The organism is Herpetosiphon sp. (genome assembly GCF_003512625.1).
Taxonomy (GTDB): Bacteria; Chloroflexota; Chloroflexia; order Chloroflexales; family Herpetosiphonaceae; genus Herpetosiphon; species Herpetosiphon aurantiacus.
The window spans coordinates 1-17,900 of the sequence record NZ_DOPT01000098.1 but is presented as its reverse complement, the minus strand read 5'-3'; the positions used below and the strand labels follow the sequence as shown (position 1 = coordinate 17,900).

Annotated in this window: 21 protein-coding genes; 19 read left to right on the top strand and 2 right to left on the bottom strand. The window is 49.4% G+C overall.

Annotated features, from left to right (window positions below; genetic code table 11):
• Nucleotides 1-9 precede the first annotated feature (9 nt).
• Both DEF47_RS21885 and DEF47_RS21880 read left to right on the top strand, forming a co-directional pair.
• A complete protein-coding gene (locus DEF47_RS21885) occupies nt 10-981 on the top strand; it encodes an HNH endonuclease (RefSeq protein WP_012188137.1) in 972 nt (323 codons plus the stop codon).
• 72 nt (nt 982-1,053) lie between these two features.
• Nucleotides 1,054-1,815, top strand: a complete 762-nt coding sequence (locus DEF47_RS21880; protein ID WP_012188136.1) for a hypothetical protein — start codon at nt 1,054-1,056, stop codon at nt 1,813-1,815.
• A 97-nt stretch (nt 1,816-1,912) separates the two neighbouring features.
• Here DEF47_RS21880 and DEF47_RS21875 read toward each other — a convergent pair whose 3' ends face one another.
• Nucleotides 1,913-2,077, bottom strand: a complete 165-nt coding sequence (locus tag DEF47_RS21875) for a hypothetical protein (protein WP_287045350.1) — start codon at nt 2,075-2,077, stop codon at nt 1,913-1,915.
• Nucleotides 2,078-2,179: 102 nt separating this feature from the next.
• Between DEF47_RS21875 and cas10 the strand changes: the two genes are divergently transcribed.
• From cas10 to cmr6, 6 genes are read left to right on the top strand one after another with little or no spacing between them, the layout of a single operon-like run.
• Nucleotides 2,180-4,066 (top strand): type III-B CRISPR-associated protein Cas10/Cmr2, encoded by a 1,887-nt coding sequence (gene cas10 / locus DEF47_RS21870; RefSeq protein ID WP_012188135.1) that lies wholly within the window; start codon nt 2,180-2,182, stop codon nt 4,064-4,066.
• A complete protein-coding gene (locus DEF47_RS21865) occupies nt 4,063-5,253 on the top strand; it encodes a type III-B CRISPR module-associated protein Cmr3 (protein ID WP_012188134.1) in 1,191 nt (396 codons plus the stop codon). The genes cas10 and DEF47_RS21865 overlap by 4 nt, the downstream gene beginning before the upstream one ends.
• Nucleotides 5,250-6,569: a type III-B CRISPR module RAMP protein Cmr1 gene (gene cmr1, locus DEF47_RS21860; RefSeq protein WP_012188133.1), complete on the top strand. Its 1,320-nt coding sequence runs from the start codon at nt 5,250-5,252 to the stop codon at nt 6,567-6,569. Before DEF47_RS21865 ends, cmr1 begins: the two co-directional genes overlap by 4 nt.
• Nucleotides 6,570-6,571: 2 nt before the next feature.
• Nucleotides 6,572-7,408, top strand: a complete 837-nt coding sequence (gene cmr4 / locus DEF47_RS21855; protein ID WP_012188132.1) for a type III-B CRISPR module RAMP protein Cmr4 — start codon at nt 6,572-6,574, stop codon at nt 7,406-7,408.
• Nucleotides 7,408-7,818, top strand: coding sequence for a type III-B CRISPR module-associated protein Cmr5 (locus DEF47_RS21850; protein WP_012188131.1), 411 nt, complete (start codon nt 7,408-7,410; stop codon nt 7,816-7,818). Before cmr4 ends, DEF47_RS21850 begins: the two co-directional genes overlap by 1 nt.
• On the top strand, nt 7,811-8,806 hold the full coding sequence (gene cmr6, locus DEF47_RS21845) for a type III-B CRISPR module RAMP protein Cmr6 (protein WP_012188130.1): 996 nt from the start codon (nt 7,811-7,813) through the stop codon (nt 8,804-8,806). Before DEF47_RS21850 ends, cmr6 begins: the two co-directional genes overlap by 8 nt.
• 52 nt (nt 8,807-8,858) lie before the next feature.
• Here cmr6 and DEF47_RS21840 read toward each other — a convergent pair whose 3' ends face one another.
• Nucleotides 8,859-9,416 carry a pyridoxamine 5'-phosphate oxidase family protein gene (locus tag DEF47_RS21840; protein ID WP_012188129.1) on the bottom strand — a complete coding sequence of 186 codons (558 nt, stop codon included), beginning with the start codon at nt 9,414-9,416 and terminating at the stop codon, nt 8,859-8,861.
• A gap of 154 nt (nt 9,417-9,570) precedes the next feature.
• On the opposite strand from DEF47_RS21840, the gene DEF47_RS21835 reads away from it, so the two are divergent.
• The 11 genes from DEF47_RS21835 to DEF47_RS21785 form a co-directional block, all read left to right on the top strand.
• Entirely contained in the window at nt 9,571-10,344 is a 774-nt protein-coding gene (locus tag DEF47_RS21835; protein WP_012188128.1) for an ArsR/SmtB family transcription factor, read from the top strand.
• A 106-nt stretch (nt 10,345-10,450) separates the two neighbouring features.
• Complete coding sequence (locus tag DEF47_RS21830) at nt 10,451-10,945, top strand: DinB family protein (protein WP_012188127.1); 495 nt, start codon at nt 10,451-10,453, stop codon at nt 10,943-10,945.
• A 157-nt stretch (nt 10,946-11,102) separates the two neighbouring features.
• Nucleotides 11,103-11,897: a hypothetical protein gene (locus DEF47_RS21825; protein ID WP_012188126.1), complete on the top strand. Its 795-nt coding sequence runs from the start codon at nt 11,103-11,105 to the stop codon at nt 11,895-11,897.
• Between the two features lie 87 nt (nt 11,898-11,984).
• Nucleotides 11,985-12,509 carry a hypothetical protein gene (locus DEF47_RS21820; RefSeq protein WP_287045349.1) on the top strand — a complete coding sequence of 175 codons (525 nt, stop codon included), beginning with the start codon at nt 11,985-11,987 and terminating at the stop codon, nt 12,507-12,509.
• Between the two features lie 434 nt (nt 12,510-12,943).
• Nucleotides 12,944-13,393 (top strand): hypothetical protein, encoded by a 450-nt coding sequence (locus tag DEF47_RS21815; protein ID WP_012188123.1) that lies wholly within the window; start codon nt 12,944-12,946, stop codon nt 13,391-13,393.
• Nucleotides 13,390-13,725, top strand: coding sequence for a hypothetical protein (locus DEF47_RS21810; RefSeq protein ID WP_012188122.1), 336 nt, complete (start codon nt 13,390-13,392; stop codon nt 13,723-13,725). The genes DEF47_RS21815 and DEF47_RS21810 overlap by 4 nt, the downstream gene beginning before the upstream one ends.
• A gap of 3 nt (nt 13,726-13,728) precedes the next feature.
• Nucleotides 13,729-13,869 (top strand): hypothetical protein, encoded by a 141-nt coding sequence (locus DEF47_RS21805; protein ID WP_287045348.1) that lies wholly within the window; start codon nt 13,729-13,731, stop codon nt 13,867-13,869.
• A gap of 85 nt (nt 13,870-13,954) precedes the next feature.
• Nucleotides 13,955-14,656, top strand: coding sequence for a terminase small subunit (locus DEF47_RS21800; RefSeq protein ID WP_012188121.1), 702 nt, complete (start codon nt 13,955-13,957; stop codon nt 14,654-14,656).
• Nucleotides 14,584-16,017 (top strand): terminase large subunit domain-containing protein, encoded by a 1,434-nt coding sequence (locus DEF47_RS21795; RefSeq protein WP_012188120.1) that lies wholly within the window; start codon nt 14,584-14,586, stop codon nt 16,015-16,017. The genes DEF47_RS21800 and DEF47_RS21795 overlap by 73 nt, the downstream gene beginning before the upstream one ends.
• 13 nt (nt 16,018-16,030) lie before the next feature.
• Entirely contained in the window at nt 16,031-17,602 is a 1,572-nt protein-coding gene (locus DEF47_RS21790) for a hypothetical protein (RefSeq protein ID WP_012188119.1), read from the top strand.
• Nucleotides 17,599-17,900 (top strand): hypothetical protein (locus tag DEF47_RS21785; RefSeq protein ID WP_287045347.1); only part of this gene is annotated, 302 nt, incomplete at its 3' end. The genes DEF47_RS21790 and DEF47_RS21785, both read left to right, overlap by 4 nt.

The following is a 17,900-nucleotide window of genomic DNA, read 5'->3' as shown; positions in this document are numbered from 1 at the left end:
GGAGTATGTATGCTTGCACAATATCAGCGAGCCTTCGAAAAACTTAAGCTATCGCCATCACAAGCTTGGCCTGAAAGCACCCATTTTCGTGCGCCCTATAAACCATTGATGCTACTTGCGGTTAGCGATCTGATTTCGGTTGGTACACTCACGCATAATTTTATCGAGTATTCGGAGTTTTTGCTTGAAACCTTTGACCGATATTGGCGCATTATTTTTGATTCAACAAAGTTTGCCAATCCGATTCAGCCATTTTTCTACCTTAAAAGTGAGGGATTTTGGCATTTGCAAGCCCAACCAGGTATGCAGCAACGATTGGCAGCAACAAAAGATATCAAAACAATCAATCAATTAAATCAACTTGTGCTTGGGGCAACGCTTGATCAAGCATTATTTGAGTTGTTACAACAGCCATTTGCCCGCACACAACTTCGCCAAAGCTTGATTCAACAGTATTTTACGCCGGAATTATGGACTGCCCTCGGCATGATTGCCCAAATCAATACTGAAATTTTCGACTATAGCAAACTGTTAATTGAGCAAAGCCAGCGCATGTTTCGCGAAATTCCAGCAACCGACGCGCCATACCAAGTTGAAGTACGTTCCAGCGCATTTCGCCAAATTGTCGTGCCTAGTTATGATTATTGCTGTGCCATTTGTGGCATAAGAGTTATTACCCCCGAAGGGCGGAGTGCAGCCGAGGCGGCTCATATCATTCCGTGGAGTCGGAGTTATAACGATGATCCGCGCAATGGGGTTGCATTGTGTGGATTGCATCATTGGGTATTCGATCAAGGTTTATTAACGATTACACCAAGCTATAAAATACAAATTTCACCGCTTGTCGATGATCAACCACCTGCTAACCAAACGCTGCTCGCCTTCACCCGCCAATCAATCCAATTGCCCAACCAAGCGCACTTGTATCCTAATCCGATTGCGCTTAACTGGCATAATCAATTTGTCTATCGTAACGATTAAATCCACATTTGTGCCCTAGGGTGTTGCTAAAGTAACTCCAACAATCAGTTGAAGTATTGAAGGAGTTCATCGATGCAACGTTTTCTTGGTTTTATGCTGATCGGTTTGCTATTGCTGGCTTGTGGTCAAACGACTGGGCAACAAATCGAATCGGCGGCAAGTGTGGCCCAAGTAGCCCAAGCCGAGCCAACCGATGAGCCAACGGCCAAACCGACGCGCACGCCACGGCCAACTAACACACCTCGTCCAACCGCTAAGCCCAAGCCAACTCGCACGCCACGGCCAACCGCGACGGCCACGCCAATTCCTGAGCCAGTTGTGCTGAGCGGCGTTGGCCAAACTGTGACTGATGCATTTATGCCACCCAGCGCAGTTAGCATTATTAAATTGACCCATACTGGGCGACGCAACTTTATCGTCAAAGCCTATAACGCTGAGGGCGATGAAAGCTATTTGGTCAACGAAATTGGGCGTTATGCTGGTTCGCGAGTGTTGTATGGCGATAGCAGCAGCTTTTTGGAGATTGATGCCGATGGCGAGTGGACAGCCGAAATTGTGCCAATTGGCTTGGAAGCTACCGCCGCCGATGGCCTGAGCGGCACTGGTGATCTGGTCAGCGGCCTATTTATGCCCAACCAAGAAGGGCCAATTCCATTCAATTTCACCCACAATGGCGATAGCAATTTTATCGTGCAAGTCACTTGCCAAGGCGGTATGGATTACGCCCAAAACGAGATTGGCACAGTTGATGGCTCTGCGATTGTCAAATTCTCTGAAGGCCCATGCTTGTGGGATGTGCAGGCCGATGGCGATTGGACAATTAGCCCCAAGTAAACCAACAGCCCGCAGATCATGGTTTGATTTGCGGGCTAAGCTTTAATTTTGTTTAATCAAGCACGAAGGAATATATTCAGCTCGATCATTGATAAATTCATAACATTGAATCGGCTTCTTTTTGTTGTATTAAGAAATTTTCTAGCTGTATATCTATATTTACTCCAAGCCTGCTTTTTTGAGGTTCAAGCTTACGAAGAGTATTTCTGTGAACGCGCCGCCTATCTTTAATTTCCTGTAAGCGATCTTCTAGATCATCCATCGTACAAGCACCTCGAACTAAACCAAAAACCACTCTTGCCTAACATGGAGTTGCATTGTTATAATAGCGCAGAGTTCCCCGTTTACCTAGAGGAGTGTTGCAATGAATCGATCGCTGTTGTTGATCGCCCTAGGGCCAGTTCAGGAATTTATCGAGCAGGCTCGGCGCACCCGCGATGTCTGGTTTGGTTCGTGGGTGCTCAGTCATCTTGCCAAAAAGGTCGCCCAAACCCTGCCACGCGAAGGCTTGATCTTTCCAACTGGCGATAGTTTGCCCTCGCCCGAAGCCGAAAATAGCGATCCAAGTACTGAACGAATCAGCTATAGTAACCAAATTTTGGTGATCGTGCCCGATGCCCAAGCAGCCATTACCCACGCAAAGGCAGCCTTTGATCAAGAAATTGACCAATTCGTAAACATTCTGCTGAAAACTAAACAGATCAATTGGCTCGAAGGCCTGTCGGAAGAGCAGCGTGAACAGCAGCTTATTAAACAATTAAAAGATTTATTTGAGTTTCAGTATGTATATGTTGATTTACCGGATGACCAGCACTATGCGCAACAACGCAAAAAGCTTTACCAGCTCTATGCAGCACGTAAAAATACCCGCAACTTTGGCTTAATTGATTGGCAACAAGACCCCCAAAATATGAAGCGCTCGGATAAATCGTCGCTCGATGGCTGGCACACGCTAATAGCCAATGGAGCAAAATCGGGCGAAAATCTCTCAGCCGTCGATTTACTCAAGCGTATGCTCAAACCACAAGATTTAGACCAAGCCTATCCAAAAGGTTTAGACGGATTCCCAAGTACTTCGCATATGGCTGCGCTGGCATTTGCTGAACATGTTAATCAAAGCACTTTAGCTCGCCAAGGTTGGGAACGCTATATCAATAATCTACGTAGCACAGGCTATCGCATCACTGAATATTTACCACGAGTTCAGCGCTTTGATCGAATTGCCCTCTTTCCAAGCGAAAATACTAACCGCGATTTTTTTGATGGTTCATTGGTTTTTGAGTCGCGCTTAGGGGAAGATTTCGCCAATACTGATTTGAATACTGTAATTATTAAGCAAGCACGCGGCTATTTGGAAGATTTTATAACTGCTTATGCCAAACAACGCCCAAATCCCTATTATGCGATTATTGCTGCCGATGGCGATAAAATGGGCAATTTAATTGATTCGATTAGCGATGTACAAATTCATCGCGATTTATCCAAGGTTGTTACAACATTTGCTAAAGATGCAGCTCAAATTCTAGAAAATGATTACCAAGCAGCAGTCATTTATGCTGGTGGCGATGATGTACTAGCGCTTCTTCCATTACATACACTTTTAGCAGCTACCAAAAAAATCAGCGATCTCTTTATCGAATATATGCAACCACTAGCCGAGCAACAGGCTGTTAGCACACCAACACTCTCGGTTGGGGTGGCAATTGTGCATCATCTTGAAGCCTTGCAGGATTCAATTCAATTGGCGCGGAAGGCCGAGAAGCTAGCCAAAAAGCCGCGTAATGCCTTAGCAATTATTTTGAGCAAACGTAATGGCTCCGATAAAACCATTGTTGGTCAGTGGGATACAGAATTTTATCAACACTTAACCAAATTAGTTGAGCTGCATTGCCAACAAACAATTCCTGATGGCTTTATTTTTGAGCTTGATGAGCTACTCAAGCGCTTTGACTTTGGGCTTATCAATGATCGAACAGAACTTCAACAAACGCTCAAGATTATTGAACATGAAACGCTGCGAATTTTGAAGCGCAAACAAATTCAGTCTGCAGGCGAAGCTACATTTTTGGCTGCTGATGTGATTAATCTGCTCCAAAACATTATTGGCTATTGTTCGAGTCATTCATCAAACTCAGATCAAGCAGACCAATATCTGCGCGATTTTATCGCCATGAATTTAGTGGCACGGGAGTTAGCCAATGTTCAGGCCTTATTTGAAAAGACTCAGCCCCAAGGAGTACCTCAATTATGACACTTGATCTCTGGCTAATTCAGCCATTCAACTCCTTGGTAATTGCCGATGGTCGCCCATTTGAAAACCAGCCAGGTGCCCGCGCCAAAAGCCTCAGTTTCCCACCACCGTCGGTCACGGTTGGCGGCTTTCGGGCACGGGCTGGAGTGAAAGCCAACTACAATTTTTCCGCCAAATTAAGCGATCCTGAATATACCAATCTCTTAGCGATGCAGGTACGTGGCCCGATTCTGCTCAAAGAAACCGTTGATTTGTTGATTCCATTTGTTGCAATCCCTGCCGATGCCTTGATTCGTCAGGATGGGGCAAATGTTACCTGTTATCGCTTACAACCACTCGACCCACGCTATTTCCCGACTGAGCAAACTGATCTTGTGCTTGGGCAGCAGCCTGATCAACCAAGGTTTAGCTTAGTTGGGAGTCAACAGCACACCAAAGGCAAAGCCCCCGCAAACCTACCACGCTTTTGGAATTGGGAAAGGCTGTTTTTACCATGGTTAATCAATCCACCGATCCAGCCATTCGATCTTGAGCAGCAGCGAGCTGCTGGCCAAATGCTCGACTTAGAGGGCGATACCCGAACGCATGTAGGGATTAAGCCAAGCACCCAAATCGCTGAGGATGGCCAATTATTCCAAACCCAAGGCCTGAGTTTTCAATCGCTTGAGGCTGGCTATGGCCTAGGTTTATGGAGCAGCACGCCAATCGATCCGGCAGTTGCCAGTTTAGGTGCTGAACGTAGGTTAGTTGAATGGTATCGAGTTCCAAGTGGTACTGCCGCTGGCATTGAAACAATTGAGCCAAGCATTCTAGCCGCGATTGTCCAAACCAAACATTGTCGGATTATCCTGCTCACACCAGCCATTTGGGATGCAGGCTTTTATCCCAAACATTTACCAACTTTTGGCTTGCCGATGACAGCCACTATTAAAGCCGTGGTAAACCCTCGGCCCGAATATGTTTCAGGTTGGGATTTACGCCTCCAACGCCCAAAAGCAACCCGCCGCCTTGCTGCCGCCGGCACTGTGCTGTTTGTTGAGCTTACTGGCAGCGATGCTGAGATTGAGCAATGGGCACGCCAACTCTGGTTTAGCAACATCAGTAGCAGCGAGCAAGCTGCCAAAGATGGCTTTGGATTGGCAGTGTTGGGCATATGGAATGATGGCTATTTACAGGAGCTAGCATGATGTTTAATCGTAAACCCTCAGCTGAATCTTCAGTTAACTGTCCAGATGTAAAAAAAATTGAAAATCACAAGCCTCCAATTGAACCCATCATCCGCAATTATCGTTTAATTACGCCTTTGATGGGTGGCGGGGTTAAGGCGGGTGAAAATGATTCCAATTTTCTGATTCGCCCAAGTAGTATTCGCGGCCAACTACGTTTTTGGTGGCGAGCCTGTTTTGGCGGTAGTCATCAGCCTCAATCGCATGATGCATTATTAGCAGATATGTTTGCCCGTGAGTCGGCACTCTTTGGCAAGGCTGCCGATAGTCAATCAAGCGGCGCATCAGCAGTCCAGGTTGAGATAGAGGTAATCAATAGTGGCAGCCAATTCCGAGTAATCGCCAAAAATGGGCAAGAAGTCAAAATTTCGGCCATGAACTCGCCCTACGGCTATTCCGCCTTTCCCTTGCAAGATAAGCAAAATGCCAGTGTGCGCGAAGGCATTGAATTTAAATTAACGATTCACTTAAAATCTGCCGAACAACGTGAAGAATTGGAAAAAGTGTTGTGGGCTTGGCAAACCTTTGGCGGCATTGGGGCACGTACCCGACGTGGTTTTGGGGTGTTGCAAGCGCTTGACAAAGCCAATCATCGCTTTGCATTTGCCAATAAAGCCGAATTACAACAACACATCAGGGCGATTATTGGCAACCGTAGCTATTGGCCAAATGGGGTACCGCATCTTGCACCAACTATGCAATTACGCCTGATCAAGCCCAAGCCCAATCAAACGGCATTGAATATTTGGGCCGATTTGCTCAGATGTTATAAGGAATTTCGTCAACAGCGCAATGATGGCAATCAGCCAAACCGCCCAGGTCGTAGCCGTTGGCCCGAGCCAGATGCGCTGCGACGATTAACTCGTCAACGTTCAAGACTTCATGAACAACCACTCAGTACGATCGATGCCTTCCCGCGTGGAGAATTTGGCTTACCGATTATTTTCCATTTCAAAGATAGTGATGATCCAGGCGACTCAGAATTGCGGCTCCAGGCAAACCATGAATTCAGCCAACAAAAAGGTGACCGTTTTGCCAGCCCAATGTTGCTCAAACCAGTTGCCTCAACTGGTCAGCTTTTTGGATTAATCGCAGTGTTTGAAGGCAGCACCCTCGATGGTCGGCAGGCAATTATCAAAAACCGCCGAATCACTGCTGCCGCAGTAATCATTGATGTATCAGAGAGTCAGGCTAGAACAATCGTTGATAAACAGCGCCGCCCTATGCTTACCAATCCCAGTATTATTACCAGCTTTCTTGAAACAATAGAGGAATAAGAATGCAAACTCATGTGATTTTTGTGCATGCACTTTCGCCAATTCATGCGGGCACTGGTCAAAGCGTCGATGTGATTGACTTGCCAATTGCCCGTGAAAAAGCCACCAATCTGCCTTATATCCCAGGTTCATCAATCAAAGGCGTGATTCGCGATGTTTCACCAGCCTCAGAAAGCCTTAAAAAGCAGCTGTTTGGGGATGTTGAGCAAGCTGGCGATGCAATTTTTGCTGATCAGCGCTTGCTACTTTTGCCAATTCGCAGTTTGTATGGCACGTTTGCTTGGGTAACCTCGCCGTATGTACTCAGCCGATTTGCCCGTGAGGCCCAAACCAGCAATCTTTGGCTGCCAGAAATTAAACGCAGTGAGCTAGCCTTAATTAGCCAAAATAGCGTATTAAGCTACCAACAAAAAGTCTATCTTGAAGATCTTGACCTTGAAGCAACACCAGGAGCTGATGCTTGGGCTGGCTGGCTGGCTAAGCAATTGTTTCCTGATAAACCCGATTGGCAAACGATTCTTCAAGAACGACTATGTATTGTACCCGATGAGATTTTTAATTTCTTGGTGACCACCGCAACCGAAATTACCGCTCGCATTCGGCTTGATGACAATACCAAGGTTGTAACCAAAGGCGGGCTTTGGTATGAAGAAGCCCTACCTGCTGAAACAATTTTGGCCGGAATTGTCGCGATCAACGACCAAAAACGCAGTGCCAATCGCGATCAAGTCATAACTGCAATTATCGAAGTAGCCAATCAGGGAATCATCCAATTAGGTGGGAATGCAACAGTTGGCTGTGGTTTATGTCAACTTACTATAGCGCAAGGAGATCGCTAATGTCAATGAGCCAACGTCAAACCCTTGAGCAACGTTATGCAACCAAGGTTTATGCCAAGGCCAACGCCTATAGCGGTGAATCAAAAGATATACGCACACGCTATGGAAATTTAGCATTTACCTTACCAATCATGATTCGGAGTGCTGGGCTTGTCCAAGCATTGCATTTTGCCAGCACCCGCAAAAAAGCCGAACAAAAACAGTTTCTTGAAGATTTGGCCGATGTTTTAGGCTACCAAAATACCCAAGAATTACTTGACCAGAGCCGCACTGCCCAAATCACCGAATATATGCGCTTGACGCGGCAAACACTAGCAGTGTTGGTTTGGTTCAAACGCTTTGCCCAATCGATCCTTGATTTGGAGGCGAGTGAGGCCACAGAGTCAGATAGCGGGGAAAATAATGCGTAGAACAGCACTAGCCCAGATCAAACCTGCCCCAAATACCCACGCGGGCTTATGGCTCAATCGATTTTTAACCGAAGGCAGCGCTGATGATGAGAGCAAAGCCAAAGCTAGCTTGGTTGAACAAGTGGCAGGCCTACAAATACCAGCCCTGTATACACATTTTTATAATCGTTGGGCAGCGAACCTTGAGCAGGCTGGAGCAACTTTTCGCAAGGCCGAAGTTCAAGGGCGCATGATTGTCGGTTTAGGTAATACCAGCCCAATCGAAACCTCGATTTGCTTGCATCATACCTATGGTGTGCCCTATATTCCAGGCAGCGCGATCAAAGGCTTGGTAGCTGCCTATGCACGGCAACAGCTTGGCGACGATTGGACTAAAGGTTCAGAAACCCAAGCTGAAAAGCCGTTGAATGCCTACCAAACGATGTTTGGGCATCCTGAAAGCGCTGGCTATCTGACCTTCTTTGATGCCTTGTATATTCCCAATAGCAGCCAACCGCTCGCGATTGATGTGATGACTCCGCATCATATGACCTATCAGCAAGGCAATTTACAAGCGCCCACCGACTTCGATTCGCCCAATCCGGTGGCCTTCCTGAGTGCAACAGGCAGCTATTTATTTGCCATCGGTGGCGATCAAGCGTGGGTCACAGCAGCGTTTGCAATTCTGGAAAAAGCCTTGCTGGAATATGGTGTTGGAGCTAAAACCTCTAGTGGTTATGGTCGATTGAAGTTGGCCTCACCACCACGCGACCCCAAACAAGATGCCTTAGAGCAATTTTTGGCTGATTTTAACCGTTTGCGTCCCAATCAATTTGTCAGCCAAATTAGCCGCTATATTCAACAATGGGAAGAATTACAAGGTATTCCCCAGAAACTTGAGGCTGCCGAAACCATCATTAAAATGGCACGGGTTGTCATGCGCGAAAAGGATCTACTGACCAAACAATGGTTTACCAAAGTAAGCGAATTTATTGAGCAACATTCCTAGCAATAAAGGGAGCCACATCACTTGGTATGTGGCTCCCTCCGTTGGTACTGGATTAACCAGCCTCACTCGCCAAGTGCGTTGGCAAGCCATCAATACTTGCGAGATTTTTCTCGGAGCGATACGTTGCTAGGCCTTGTTCGCCCTTGGCCTCAGCCCAACGTAAGGCTGTATCGCGCTGCCCAACCAACTCCATCAAGGGCACGCCAAAACCACACGATGTTTGCACCCGCTCGACCGCAACCAACACAATTTGGCGAATGCATGGATAGTGCGGAAACTGCGCTAGCTCGGGTTCCCATTCAGCCATCGTTGGCAGAATCACCCGCCCACGGCCATACAAACGCAAAATCCGTGGTGCTCCCACAAAAGCACAAAACATCAAGGTAATCCGACCATTTTCCAACATATGCGCTGAGGTTTCATTGCCACTGCCAGTTAAATCCAAGTAAGCAACCTGTTGTGGCGAGTGAATGCGCAAGCAATCCAAGCCTTTGGGCGAAAGATTGACATGGCCATCGGCAGCCAAGGGAGCACTCGCCACAAAAAATAGTGGTTGTTGCGCGATAAATGCCTGTAATTCAGGGGTTAGCTCAGGGTGCAATTTAGCCATTGGGTTCTCCATCAAGCAATCGATCCTGCTAGCACTTCAATTGTAACGCGATCGGCAAATCATTCCCTCCTCGCCAGCACCAATTTCAGCTTTTGCAAACAAATGTTTCAAAAAGCTCTTGACATGTGACCATTTAGTCACATATAATAAACCTATGGAACAAGAACTTATCTTTCGTGCTTTGGCGGACCCATCACGGCGGCAGTTGCTTGATCTGCTGTTTGAACGCGATGGCCGCACGCTCAAGGAGTTAGAAGCGGCACTACCGATGACCCGTTTTGGGGTAATGAAACATTTGCGGGTGCTTGAAGAAGCTAGCCTGATTGTCACCCGTAAAGTTGGCCGCGAACGCTTGCACTATCTCAATCCCGTCCCAATTCAGCTTATTTCCGACCGTTGGATCAACAAATATGCCGCAGCGCGAGCGATGGCCTTAGTTGATCTCAAAATGGTGCTTGAAGGAGGAAGTAGCATGACCACAGCAGCAAAGCCGAAGTTGGTCTATCAAACCATTATCCGAGCCTCACAACAACAAGTCTGGGAGGCAATCATCAAGCCAGAGTTCACCACGCGCTACTATTATGGCTGCACAGTTGACACCAATTTAGCGGTTGGTTCAGCCTTCAACTACCAGCGCAGCAATGGAGCAGCGATTGTTGAAGGCCAAGTGGTTGAGGTCGATGCCCCCAATCGCTTAGTCCATACCTACCACTCGCTCTGGCCACCGATGAACGAAGATGCGCCAACCAAAGTAACGTGGGAGCTAGAAGCAATGCCTGGTGGCATTACCAAAGTAACAGTTGTGCACGAAGATTTCCAAGGCGAAACCGCTACCTACCAAGGGCTCAACAGCGGTGGCTGGACATGGATTCTGAGCAACTTGAAAACCTTGCTCGAAACTGGCGAAGCCTTGCCCGAAGAATACTAGCGTTTATTGCAAGCTATCACCACGCTTGATAATTCATGTTTCACGCCTCAGCGGCTCACTTTTAGCGAGTCGTTGCTGGCGTTTTAGCAATCGGGAGCTTTGTTGAATGATTATTAACCAAGCGATGCTCTGGCGACAGTTCGACACGACGATTACCAACCTTGAACAGGCGCTTAACACGTGCCCTGAGCACCTGTGGGAACGACAATTATGGCCAGACGAGCCAAATCAATGGGTTGCGGCGGGCTTTTCGCGCTTCTGGTATCTGGCCTATCACACACTCTTTTGGCTTGATCTCTATCTGACTGGAGCTGAAGAAGGTTTTATGCCACCAGCGCCATTTGATTTGGTAGAAATGCAGGCCAACGAAAGCCTTCCGCGCACCTATACTCGCGCTGAGTTGCTCGAATATTTGGCTCATTGCCGCCAAGCCTGCCAAACCACGATCACGAATCTCTCAGCTGAGCAAGCCTTGCGTAACTGTAGCTTTCCATGGGGCCAAGTGCCATTTGGCGAGTTGTTGCTCTACAATCTGCGCCATGTCCAAGAGCACGCCGCCCACCTCCACATGTTTCTTGGTATGCAGGCCAGCAAAGCTTAAATTTGGGCACAAAAAAAGAGTTGTCGCTTTTCAGCAACAACTCTGGTTGGTGAGCCGGGTGGGCAGCCAACCACCAACCCGTAACTTCACCATGCCCCAAATATGGACTGCGTATCGAACCCCACTGGTCAGAAACGTAGCATATTAGGGGCATTCTATGTTAGAGCAACATAACCGCCAATCCATTAAATCGTTGATCATCTTTGGTAGCGGGCTGGCCTATGTTCTATCCATTGTCATGATGGAAGTGCTAGTAGGCTTCGCCTTGGGCGATATTAGCGAATCGCCCTTGATGCAAGCCCTCGTCGGCATTGGGATTTTGGGAACCTTCATTAGTGCCTGCTTGATTCCACTCGCATTGCACTATTGGTTAGCGCCTGGCACTCAATTCATTGTGGGTATCCTGTTTTGGCTGGTTGATGTTGCGGTGCTGGCAATCAATGCTACCACCAGCTATCAGCTTATTAAGAAGCTTGAGCTATCTAGCTTTTTCACCATGTGGCAATTAGCGATCCCCTTCATTGGCCCAGCTATCACGATTATCGGCTGGGGCTTGGTCTATCTGGCCGATGATGGACAAAAGGATCGGCAGTCGGATCGGTTGCTTGAAACCTCAAAACGGGCTTTGATGCGTGAGGCGGAGTATGCGCGAGTGAGTGCCGAGCATGAATTTGCGATGAAGCAAATTGCCCAAGTCAAGCAATCGCTGATGATGGCATTACAGGCGAGCGATATTGCCAAGGTTGCCGAGCAGGGGGCATACAATTCAGCACTTCAAATTACCCGCCAAATCGTCGGCCTGCCATTGAATGGTTCAAACCATGATCAAACCGAGTCACTTCATAGCCAAACCCATGATCACATTGAACCACAGCAGGAACTACCTTTTGATACCACGCCCATTATTTATACCAACAACGAAGGGTATGCTGATCAACCAAAAAACGATTAGCGCCAACGATTGATACCGATGTGGTGCAGCCTGACACCAGCTGCATCACACCCCAATCGTTGGCCGATCTCCCACTGACACTAGCCAATGAATCGGCTGACACTAATGATTTTGCAACTGACACCAATGATTTTGAACAATTACCGCTGCTCTTCGATGAATTCAACATTTTGGAGTGGCGCAGAGAAATCAAAGAACGGGGCAAGTATTGGCAGTGGCGCAAAGGCAGCGGGGATTATCGACCATCGCGGTATGGTGGCACCTTTGACCAGCTTGATGATGAACGGAAGGCCCAATATGCCGTCAACAAACACATCTACGGACGAAACCGAGCAGCCCAAACCCAAGCCCAAGAAAAAGAAAGTGACACCAACCAACCAAACCAATCAGCGGTACAAACCAGTGACACCAACCGAAGCGCTGGAGATGTTGCGCAGCGCGATCGTCTATTGCCAGATCAGCGGCGTACCATTGAAGTTCAACCAGAATCAAGCCGGATTACGCCTTCAGCTTGATAATGTGTTTTTAGATGGCGTTCGGTTTGTTCATCGACCAATGACACTAGCCAATCCTACAGTGACACCAGTTTCACCACTACAAAAAGGGAACTGACACCAAATTCCGAAATTTTCGGAATTTGAAAAATGTGGGATATGTGGGATATGTGGGATAAAGTCATGAAATTTCAAATCTTTTATTGTTCCCACTGTGGTACGCCGTTGGGTTTCATTCCGCATGATGGTTTTGCATTAATCTGTGGGATTGCCTGCATCACAACCACAACCCCAATCACCTGTGGCGCATGCAAGAACCAAACGATTTGGTATGCGCCAAAACGGCAGCGACGCAAAAAACAACGACTAGGGATCGTTAGGCAAACTACTTGACGATTGAAAACAAGTGTGCTAAATTCTTGATACATTTGCATATCCGTTCGTGATGGCTGGCTTGATGATTGTCGCTGGTATCACGCTCACGAAGAAGCGGCTCGTGTTAGTTCCTTGAGAACTAGCGCGAGCTTTGTTTTTTAGCTTGAATGGTGCTTTATGGATAGTTTGTTAATCGGGGCTGTTGTTTGGCTGATTGGACTCACCATTGTGGTGATGGTTGGTGCATGGATGTTTGCGCGGGGTTATCTTTCGGTCGTGCGCGAAAATGTAAGCCTCAAGGCCGAACTTCATGCAGTACGTGATGCAGCCAAGCGAGAACTAGCCGCGCTCAGTGCGCAATTCGATCTAGCCATGAGTGCTCTACGCCGTGAAGTGATCAATGCTCGTGAGCGCTGGACAATTGATGCCTATGCGCTGATGGATGCGCAGCTCTATATTCAAGCCCTCGAAGACACCTGCCATCACCATCAAATCCCCTTGCCGAAAAAGCCGCGTCGGGCTGGCCTTGATCGCCCAACCACTAGCCCTCGAACGGATGAACAACACAACGGGCTTGACCCCATCGACGAATACCTATCACCACTTAACACAGGAGCATCGCTATGACCCTCACCCAAACGTTGCTGGCCTTGATGATCGTTGCCGTTCTCTCATTTGTTATTGGATTTTTGAAATCAATTGCCCCAAAAGCCGCCGAAGCTTTGCACACGTGGGCTGATGCAAACCTTGGGGCCGAGCAGCGCGACGCACTGTATGGGGCTGTCAAAGCTGGCCTTCGTGCTGCTGAAGCCCACGGCCTTAAAGCTGAAGATCTGTTGGCAAAGGCGGTACAAGTTGCCAGTGGCTATCTTACCCAATACGGCTTGCCGTTTAGTGAAACATTGCTTCGTGATCTTGTGATGGCCGAAAAGTATAAAAAGACGCAGGAATCCGAATAACCCATGCTGTGGTGTGCGTTGAGCTATATCGGCTTTGTGTATGGCTTTTTGATCTACATCAATGTCGATTTGTGGCGATTTTTCAGCATCATTGACCAAGAACCCAGTGATGAAAGCCAACAATATTACTACCCGCCGCGCTAGCGGCGACAAGACCCAATTAATCCTTAATTAATCGAGTAATGGGTCATTGTCTCAAAGTCTTAATCCCAACCCGAGGCAGGCCAATATGACCAATCCCGAAGCAGAAAAACCATTGACCACGCGACAACGGCGCTTTGTCGATGAATATCTCGTGGATTTCAATGCCACGAAAGCGGCAATTCGGGCTGGGTATGCGGAACGCTCAGCGCGGAGCATCGGATCAGAAAACCTGACAAAACCTAACATTAAGGCCGAGATTGCACGCCGCGCCGACGACATTATTAGTAAGACCGAGATTGTGGGACGGCTCGCACAGCAGGCTCGCACCTCGATGGATGATTTCTTTTTTATTGGCGAAGAAGAGCGAACAGTCATCAAACGGCGCATTTTAGTCAGTGTTGATAAGAAAGGTAGCTCAAAAGAGATTGTTTTAGAGGAGGTTGAAGAAAAGGCCATGCGTCCGGCGACCTATCTCAGCTTAGTCAAAGCCGAGCACCGTGGCGTGATGCACCTTATCAAAAAATACTCGGTCGGCCCTAAGGGGGAATCGATTGAATTGTACGACGCACAAGGTGCGTTGATCACACTAGGCAAGTATCACGCAATGTGGGTTGATCGCGCTGAGCATACGGGTAGGGGCGGTGCGCCAATTCCGATTGATAGTCCGGCGATGGCGCAAGCAGCTGATGAATTAAAACAGTGGCGTGAGGAACAATGTCGAAAGCTGTCGAATTGGCAAAGTGCCATGCCGACCCTGCCTACTTCACCCACAACTACGGACGAATAGACGACGCGCAGGGTCTTGGTGATGGCAGCGGCGATATGCCGTTTACGCTCTGGCCTGCGCAGATTGAAGTCCTGTGGACGCTTCTGCTTCAGCGTCTAATTCTGATCTTGAAGGCGCGGCAGTTGGGTATTAGCTGGTTGTGTTGTGCCTATGCCCTGTGGCTCTGCCTGTTCCAACCGGGCAAGGTGGTGCTGATCTTCAGTAAAGGTCAAGGCGAAGCGGACGAGATGCTTCATCGGGTCAAACGGTTGTATGAACGCTTACCCGATTGGATGCGCGAAGCCTCGCCAGCGCTGGTGACGGACAACACGACCGAACTGGAATGGGCGAATGGCAGTCGGGTTAAATCACTGCCCGCGACCAAAGGGGCAGGGCGTTCGTTCACTGCATCGCTCGTGATTTTGGACGAAGCCGGATTCTTGATTTGGGCTAAGCAGTTGTATACCGCGCTCAAGCCCACGATTGACGGCGGCGGCCAACTGATTGTTCTCTCCACAGCCAACGGGATTGGCAATCTGTTTCATCAATTATGGGTCAAGGCACTCAGTGCCAAGAATCGGTTCAAAACTATTTTTCTGCCATGGTGGGCGCGACCAACCCGTGATGCCCAGTGGTATCAAGAGCAGCTTGAGGAGTATACCGACCTTGATATGGTTCGGCAGGAATATCCCTCAACCGCGCAAGAAGCCTTTTTGGTGTCAGGGCGCACACGGTTCAAAATGCCGTGGTTGCTTCAGCAGACACCGAGTGACGGTTTAGCAGCGGAATCGTTACCCGATGCGCTGGACAAGCTTGACGGCGTAACGATGTATCAATTGCCGCAACAAGGACGGCGCTACATTCTGGCAGCGGACGTAGCCGAAGGGCTGGAGCACGGCGACTTCTGCGCTGCCACCCTAATCGACGCAGTGTCATGGGAGGAAATGGTCAGCGTCCACGGCAAGTGGGAACCGGATGAATACGCTCGCATCTTGATGGCGTTGTCGGATGGGTACGGGGCCACGGTTGCGGTCGAACGGAACAATCACGGCCACGCGGTACTGACGACGATGAAGCTGGCCGGATTCACGCGCATCGTGTATGGCCTTGATGGGCGAGCAGGCTGGCTGACCAACGCCCAGACCAAGCCACAAATGATTGACCTGTTAGCAACGGCACTGCGCGATGTGTTGGTAAAAATTCGCAATCAAACGGCGCTGAATGAACTAGCGATTTATCGGATTTTGAAGAACGGCGGGACAGGCGCACCCGCAGGCTATCACGATGATTTCGTGATGGCATGGGCCATCGCTCTCATGGTTGCCAGTCAACCAACGGAAGTCGAAGACGAAGCCATTGCTGGCTCGTGGGATAGCTACTAAACAAGGGGTATCGATGCCAACAGCCTTTGACAATTTGTCGGTTGAAGCCGCCAAAAAACGCTTGCCAACCACGCCGGAAGCGGTCAAAAGCGCGGTGCTGTTTCGCGATGGCGATCACTGGCAAGGTGGCGCGGCGTGGACTGGCCCCGCTCCAGCATCAACCGATAAGGGCGCGACCGAGGTGATGACGCGTATTCAACGCGAGTTTGTTTCCAGCAATGTCATTGCCGAGGTGATTGAGCGGCATGCGAATGGTGCAGTCGGGCGGGAACCTCAATGGAGCTATGCCCTGCGTCGTCCATTACTGGAGGAGGAACAGCCGAATACCCAAGAGCAAGCATTGCTCGATGAAGCGGAAGCCGCCATGACGAGCTGGTGGGATCAACGGAATGTGCTGGGTATCCTACAAGAAAGCATTGCCACCGCCGTGGTGCATGGCCGCGCCGTCCTGCGGTTATTTGTGCCCCCTGCCGTTGTCGAAGGCGGCGTGATTCAGCGCCAGCCCAGTTTGGCCGATGCCTTGAATCTCATTTGGTTGGATGGACTTTCACCCGAGCAGGCTGGCGTGAGCCGCGACACGGCCACGATGCAGGCCTGTGGTGTGTATGTCTACACCAACGACGCGAAACAGGAAGTGGCTGAAGTGACCTTTCTTGATGGCCTCGATACCGTGATGCGCACACTCGAAGGCGAAGCCGTTACCGGAGAAACGCGGCTGCCGCTCATGGGTCACTTACTGATGATCGAAATCACCTGCAAACCCTTGATCGGGTTACCGATGCAGCAAATGCAGAAGGCGCTCAATATGACGTTGACGATGCTCCAACACAACATCGTGATTAGCGGATTTGTTGAGCGCGTGATGACCAATGCCCAAATGCCCTTTGATGAGGTCGATGATCCAACCAACCCGGGCAAAAAAACGCGTGTGTATCGCCCGTATGACATCGGGCCGGGCAAAACCACCAATTTGGTCGGGCTGCCGATGCGCGAAAAAGATGGACAGATTGAGCGCATCACGGGCTACACCACCCCATCGGTGCAATGGCGTGATCCCGTTCCCGTGGGCACGTTCATTGACACCGACGCAGCAATCTATAGCCGGATGCTCAAGGAGTGCAAGCAACTGCATGCGCTGTTGAGTGGTGACGCAGTAGCGAGTGGCGAAAGTCGCAAACAAGCATTGTTGGATTTTGCGATGTCCCTAGGGCCAACAGCTACAGCGTTGAAGCAACTGGTGCGCTGGGTGCTCGAAGCGGCCTTAGCCTTAGCGGCCCACTTTGCGGGGCGTGCCCAAGCCTTTGATTCCTTGCGGGCGGATGTCACGCCACGGTTGTGGCTGGGCAGCTTGAGCAGCGAGGAACGCAACTTCTTATTAGCCGCCTACGAAAAAGGGGCGATCAGTCACGACCTGTTCTTGAGCTTAATAGAGGTTGAAGATGTGGATGCCGAGAAAGCCCGCATTGCTGCCGAGCAGGAAGAAAAGCAGGCTCGCAGCGCCCGAAGCTTAGGTGCAGCCTTGGCGATGCAGCAAGCACGGCTCGATAGTGGCGCTGCCAGCACCGGATTGGAGCAGCCGCAATGATCGACGCGGTTGCCATTGCCAATCAATTCCGTGCTGAGCTTCAGGCCCAGAACGCGAGCGCGATGGACGATCTGACCAAACGCTGGCGCACGGTCGAAGCGGCCTTGAAGGCGGAAATGGAAGCCTTGGCGTTTCAAATGAGCCAGGCTAAGGCCGATGGGCAAACGGTCAGCGAGTCGCAGTTGTATGCGAACGAGCGCTACCAAGCGTTGTTGGTGCAGCTCCAGCGCGAACTGGCGAAATACAACGCGGATGCCGCCGCGATCATTCAGGCACAGCAGTTGAGTTTTGCCAGTAT

Coding starts and splice junctions, on each gene's coding strand:
- DEF47_RS21865 (WP_012188134.1), top strand. CDS start 4,063: ATGACACTTGATCTCTGGCTAATTCAGCCATTCAACTCCTTGGTAATT.
- cas10 (WP_012188135.1), top strand. CDS start 2,180: ATGAATCGATCGCTGTTGTTGATCGCCCTAGGGCCAGTTCAGGAATTT.
- cmr6 (WP_012188130.1), top strand. CDS start 7,811: ATGCGTAGAACAGCACTAGCCCAGATCAAACCTGCCCCAAATACCCAC.
- DEF47_RS21810 (WP_012188122.1), top strand. CDS start 13,390: ATGACCCTCACCCAAACGTTGCTGGCCTTGATGATCGTTGCCGTTCTC.
- DEF47_RS21830 (WP_012188127.1), top strand. CDS start 10,451: ATGATTATTAACCAAGCGATGCTCTGGCGACAGTTCGACACGACGATT.
- DEF47_RS21815 (WP_012188123.1), top strand. CDS start 12,944: ATGGATAGTTTGTTAATCGGGGCTGTTGTTTGGCTGATTGGACTCACC.
- DEF47_RS21825 (WP_012188126.1), top strand. CDS start 11,103: ATGTTAGAGCAACATAACCGCCAATCCATTAAATCGTTGATCATCTTT.
- DEF47_RS21835 (WP_012188128.1), top strand. CDS start 9,571: ATGGAACAAGAACTTATCTTTCGTGCTTTGGCGGACCCATCACGGCGG.
- DEF47_RS21840 (WP_012188129.1), bottom strand. CDS start 9,416: ATGGCTAAATTGCACCCTGAGCTAACCCCTGAATTACAGGCATTTATC.
- DEF47_RS21850 (WP_012188131.1), top strand. CDS start 7,408: ATGTCAATGAGCCAACGTCAAACCCTTGAGCAACGTTATGCAACCAAG.
- DEF47_RS21875 (WP_287045350.1), bottom strand. CDS start 2,077: ATGGATGATCTAGAAGATCGCTTACAGGAAATTAAAGATAGGCGGCGC.
- DEF47_RS21885 (WP_012188137.1), top strand. CDS start 10: ATGCTTGCACAATATCAGCGAGCCTTCGAAAAACTTAAGCTATCGCCA.
- DEF47_RS21820 (WP_287045349.1), top strand. CDS start 11,985: ATGAATCGGCTGACACTAATGATTTTGCAACTGACACCAATGATTTTG.
- cmr4 (WP_012188132.1), top strand. CDS start 6,572: ATGCAAACTCATGTGATTTTTGTGCATGCACTTTCGCCAATTCATGCG.
- DEF47_RS21790 (WP_012188119.1), top strand. CDS start 16,031: ATGCCAACAGCCTTTGACAATTTGTCGGTTGAAGCCGCCAAAAAACGC.
- DEF47_RS21805 (WP_287045348.1), top strand. CDS start 13,729: ATGCTGTGGTGTGCGTTGAGCTATATCGGCTTTGTGTATGGCTTTTTG.
- DEF47_RS21880 (WP_012188136.1), top strand. CDS start 1,054: ATGCAACGTTTTCTTGGTTTTATGCTGATCGGTTTGCTATTGCTGGCT.
- DEF47_RS21800 (WP_012188121.1), top strand. CDS start 13,955: ATGACCAATCCCGAAGCAGAAAAACCATTGACCACGCGACAACGGCGC.
- DEF47_RS21795 (WP_012188120.1), top strand. CDS start 14,584: ATGTCGAAAGCTGTCGAATTGGCAAAGTGCCATGCCGACCCTGCCTAC.
- cmr1 (WP_012188133.1), top strand. CDS start 5,250: ATGATGTTTAATCGTAAACCCTCAGCTGAATCTTCAGTTAACTGTCCA.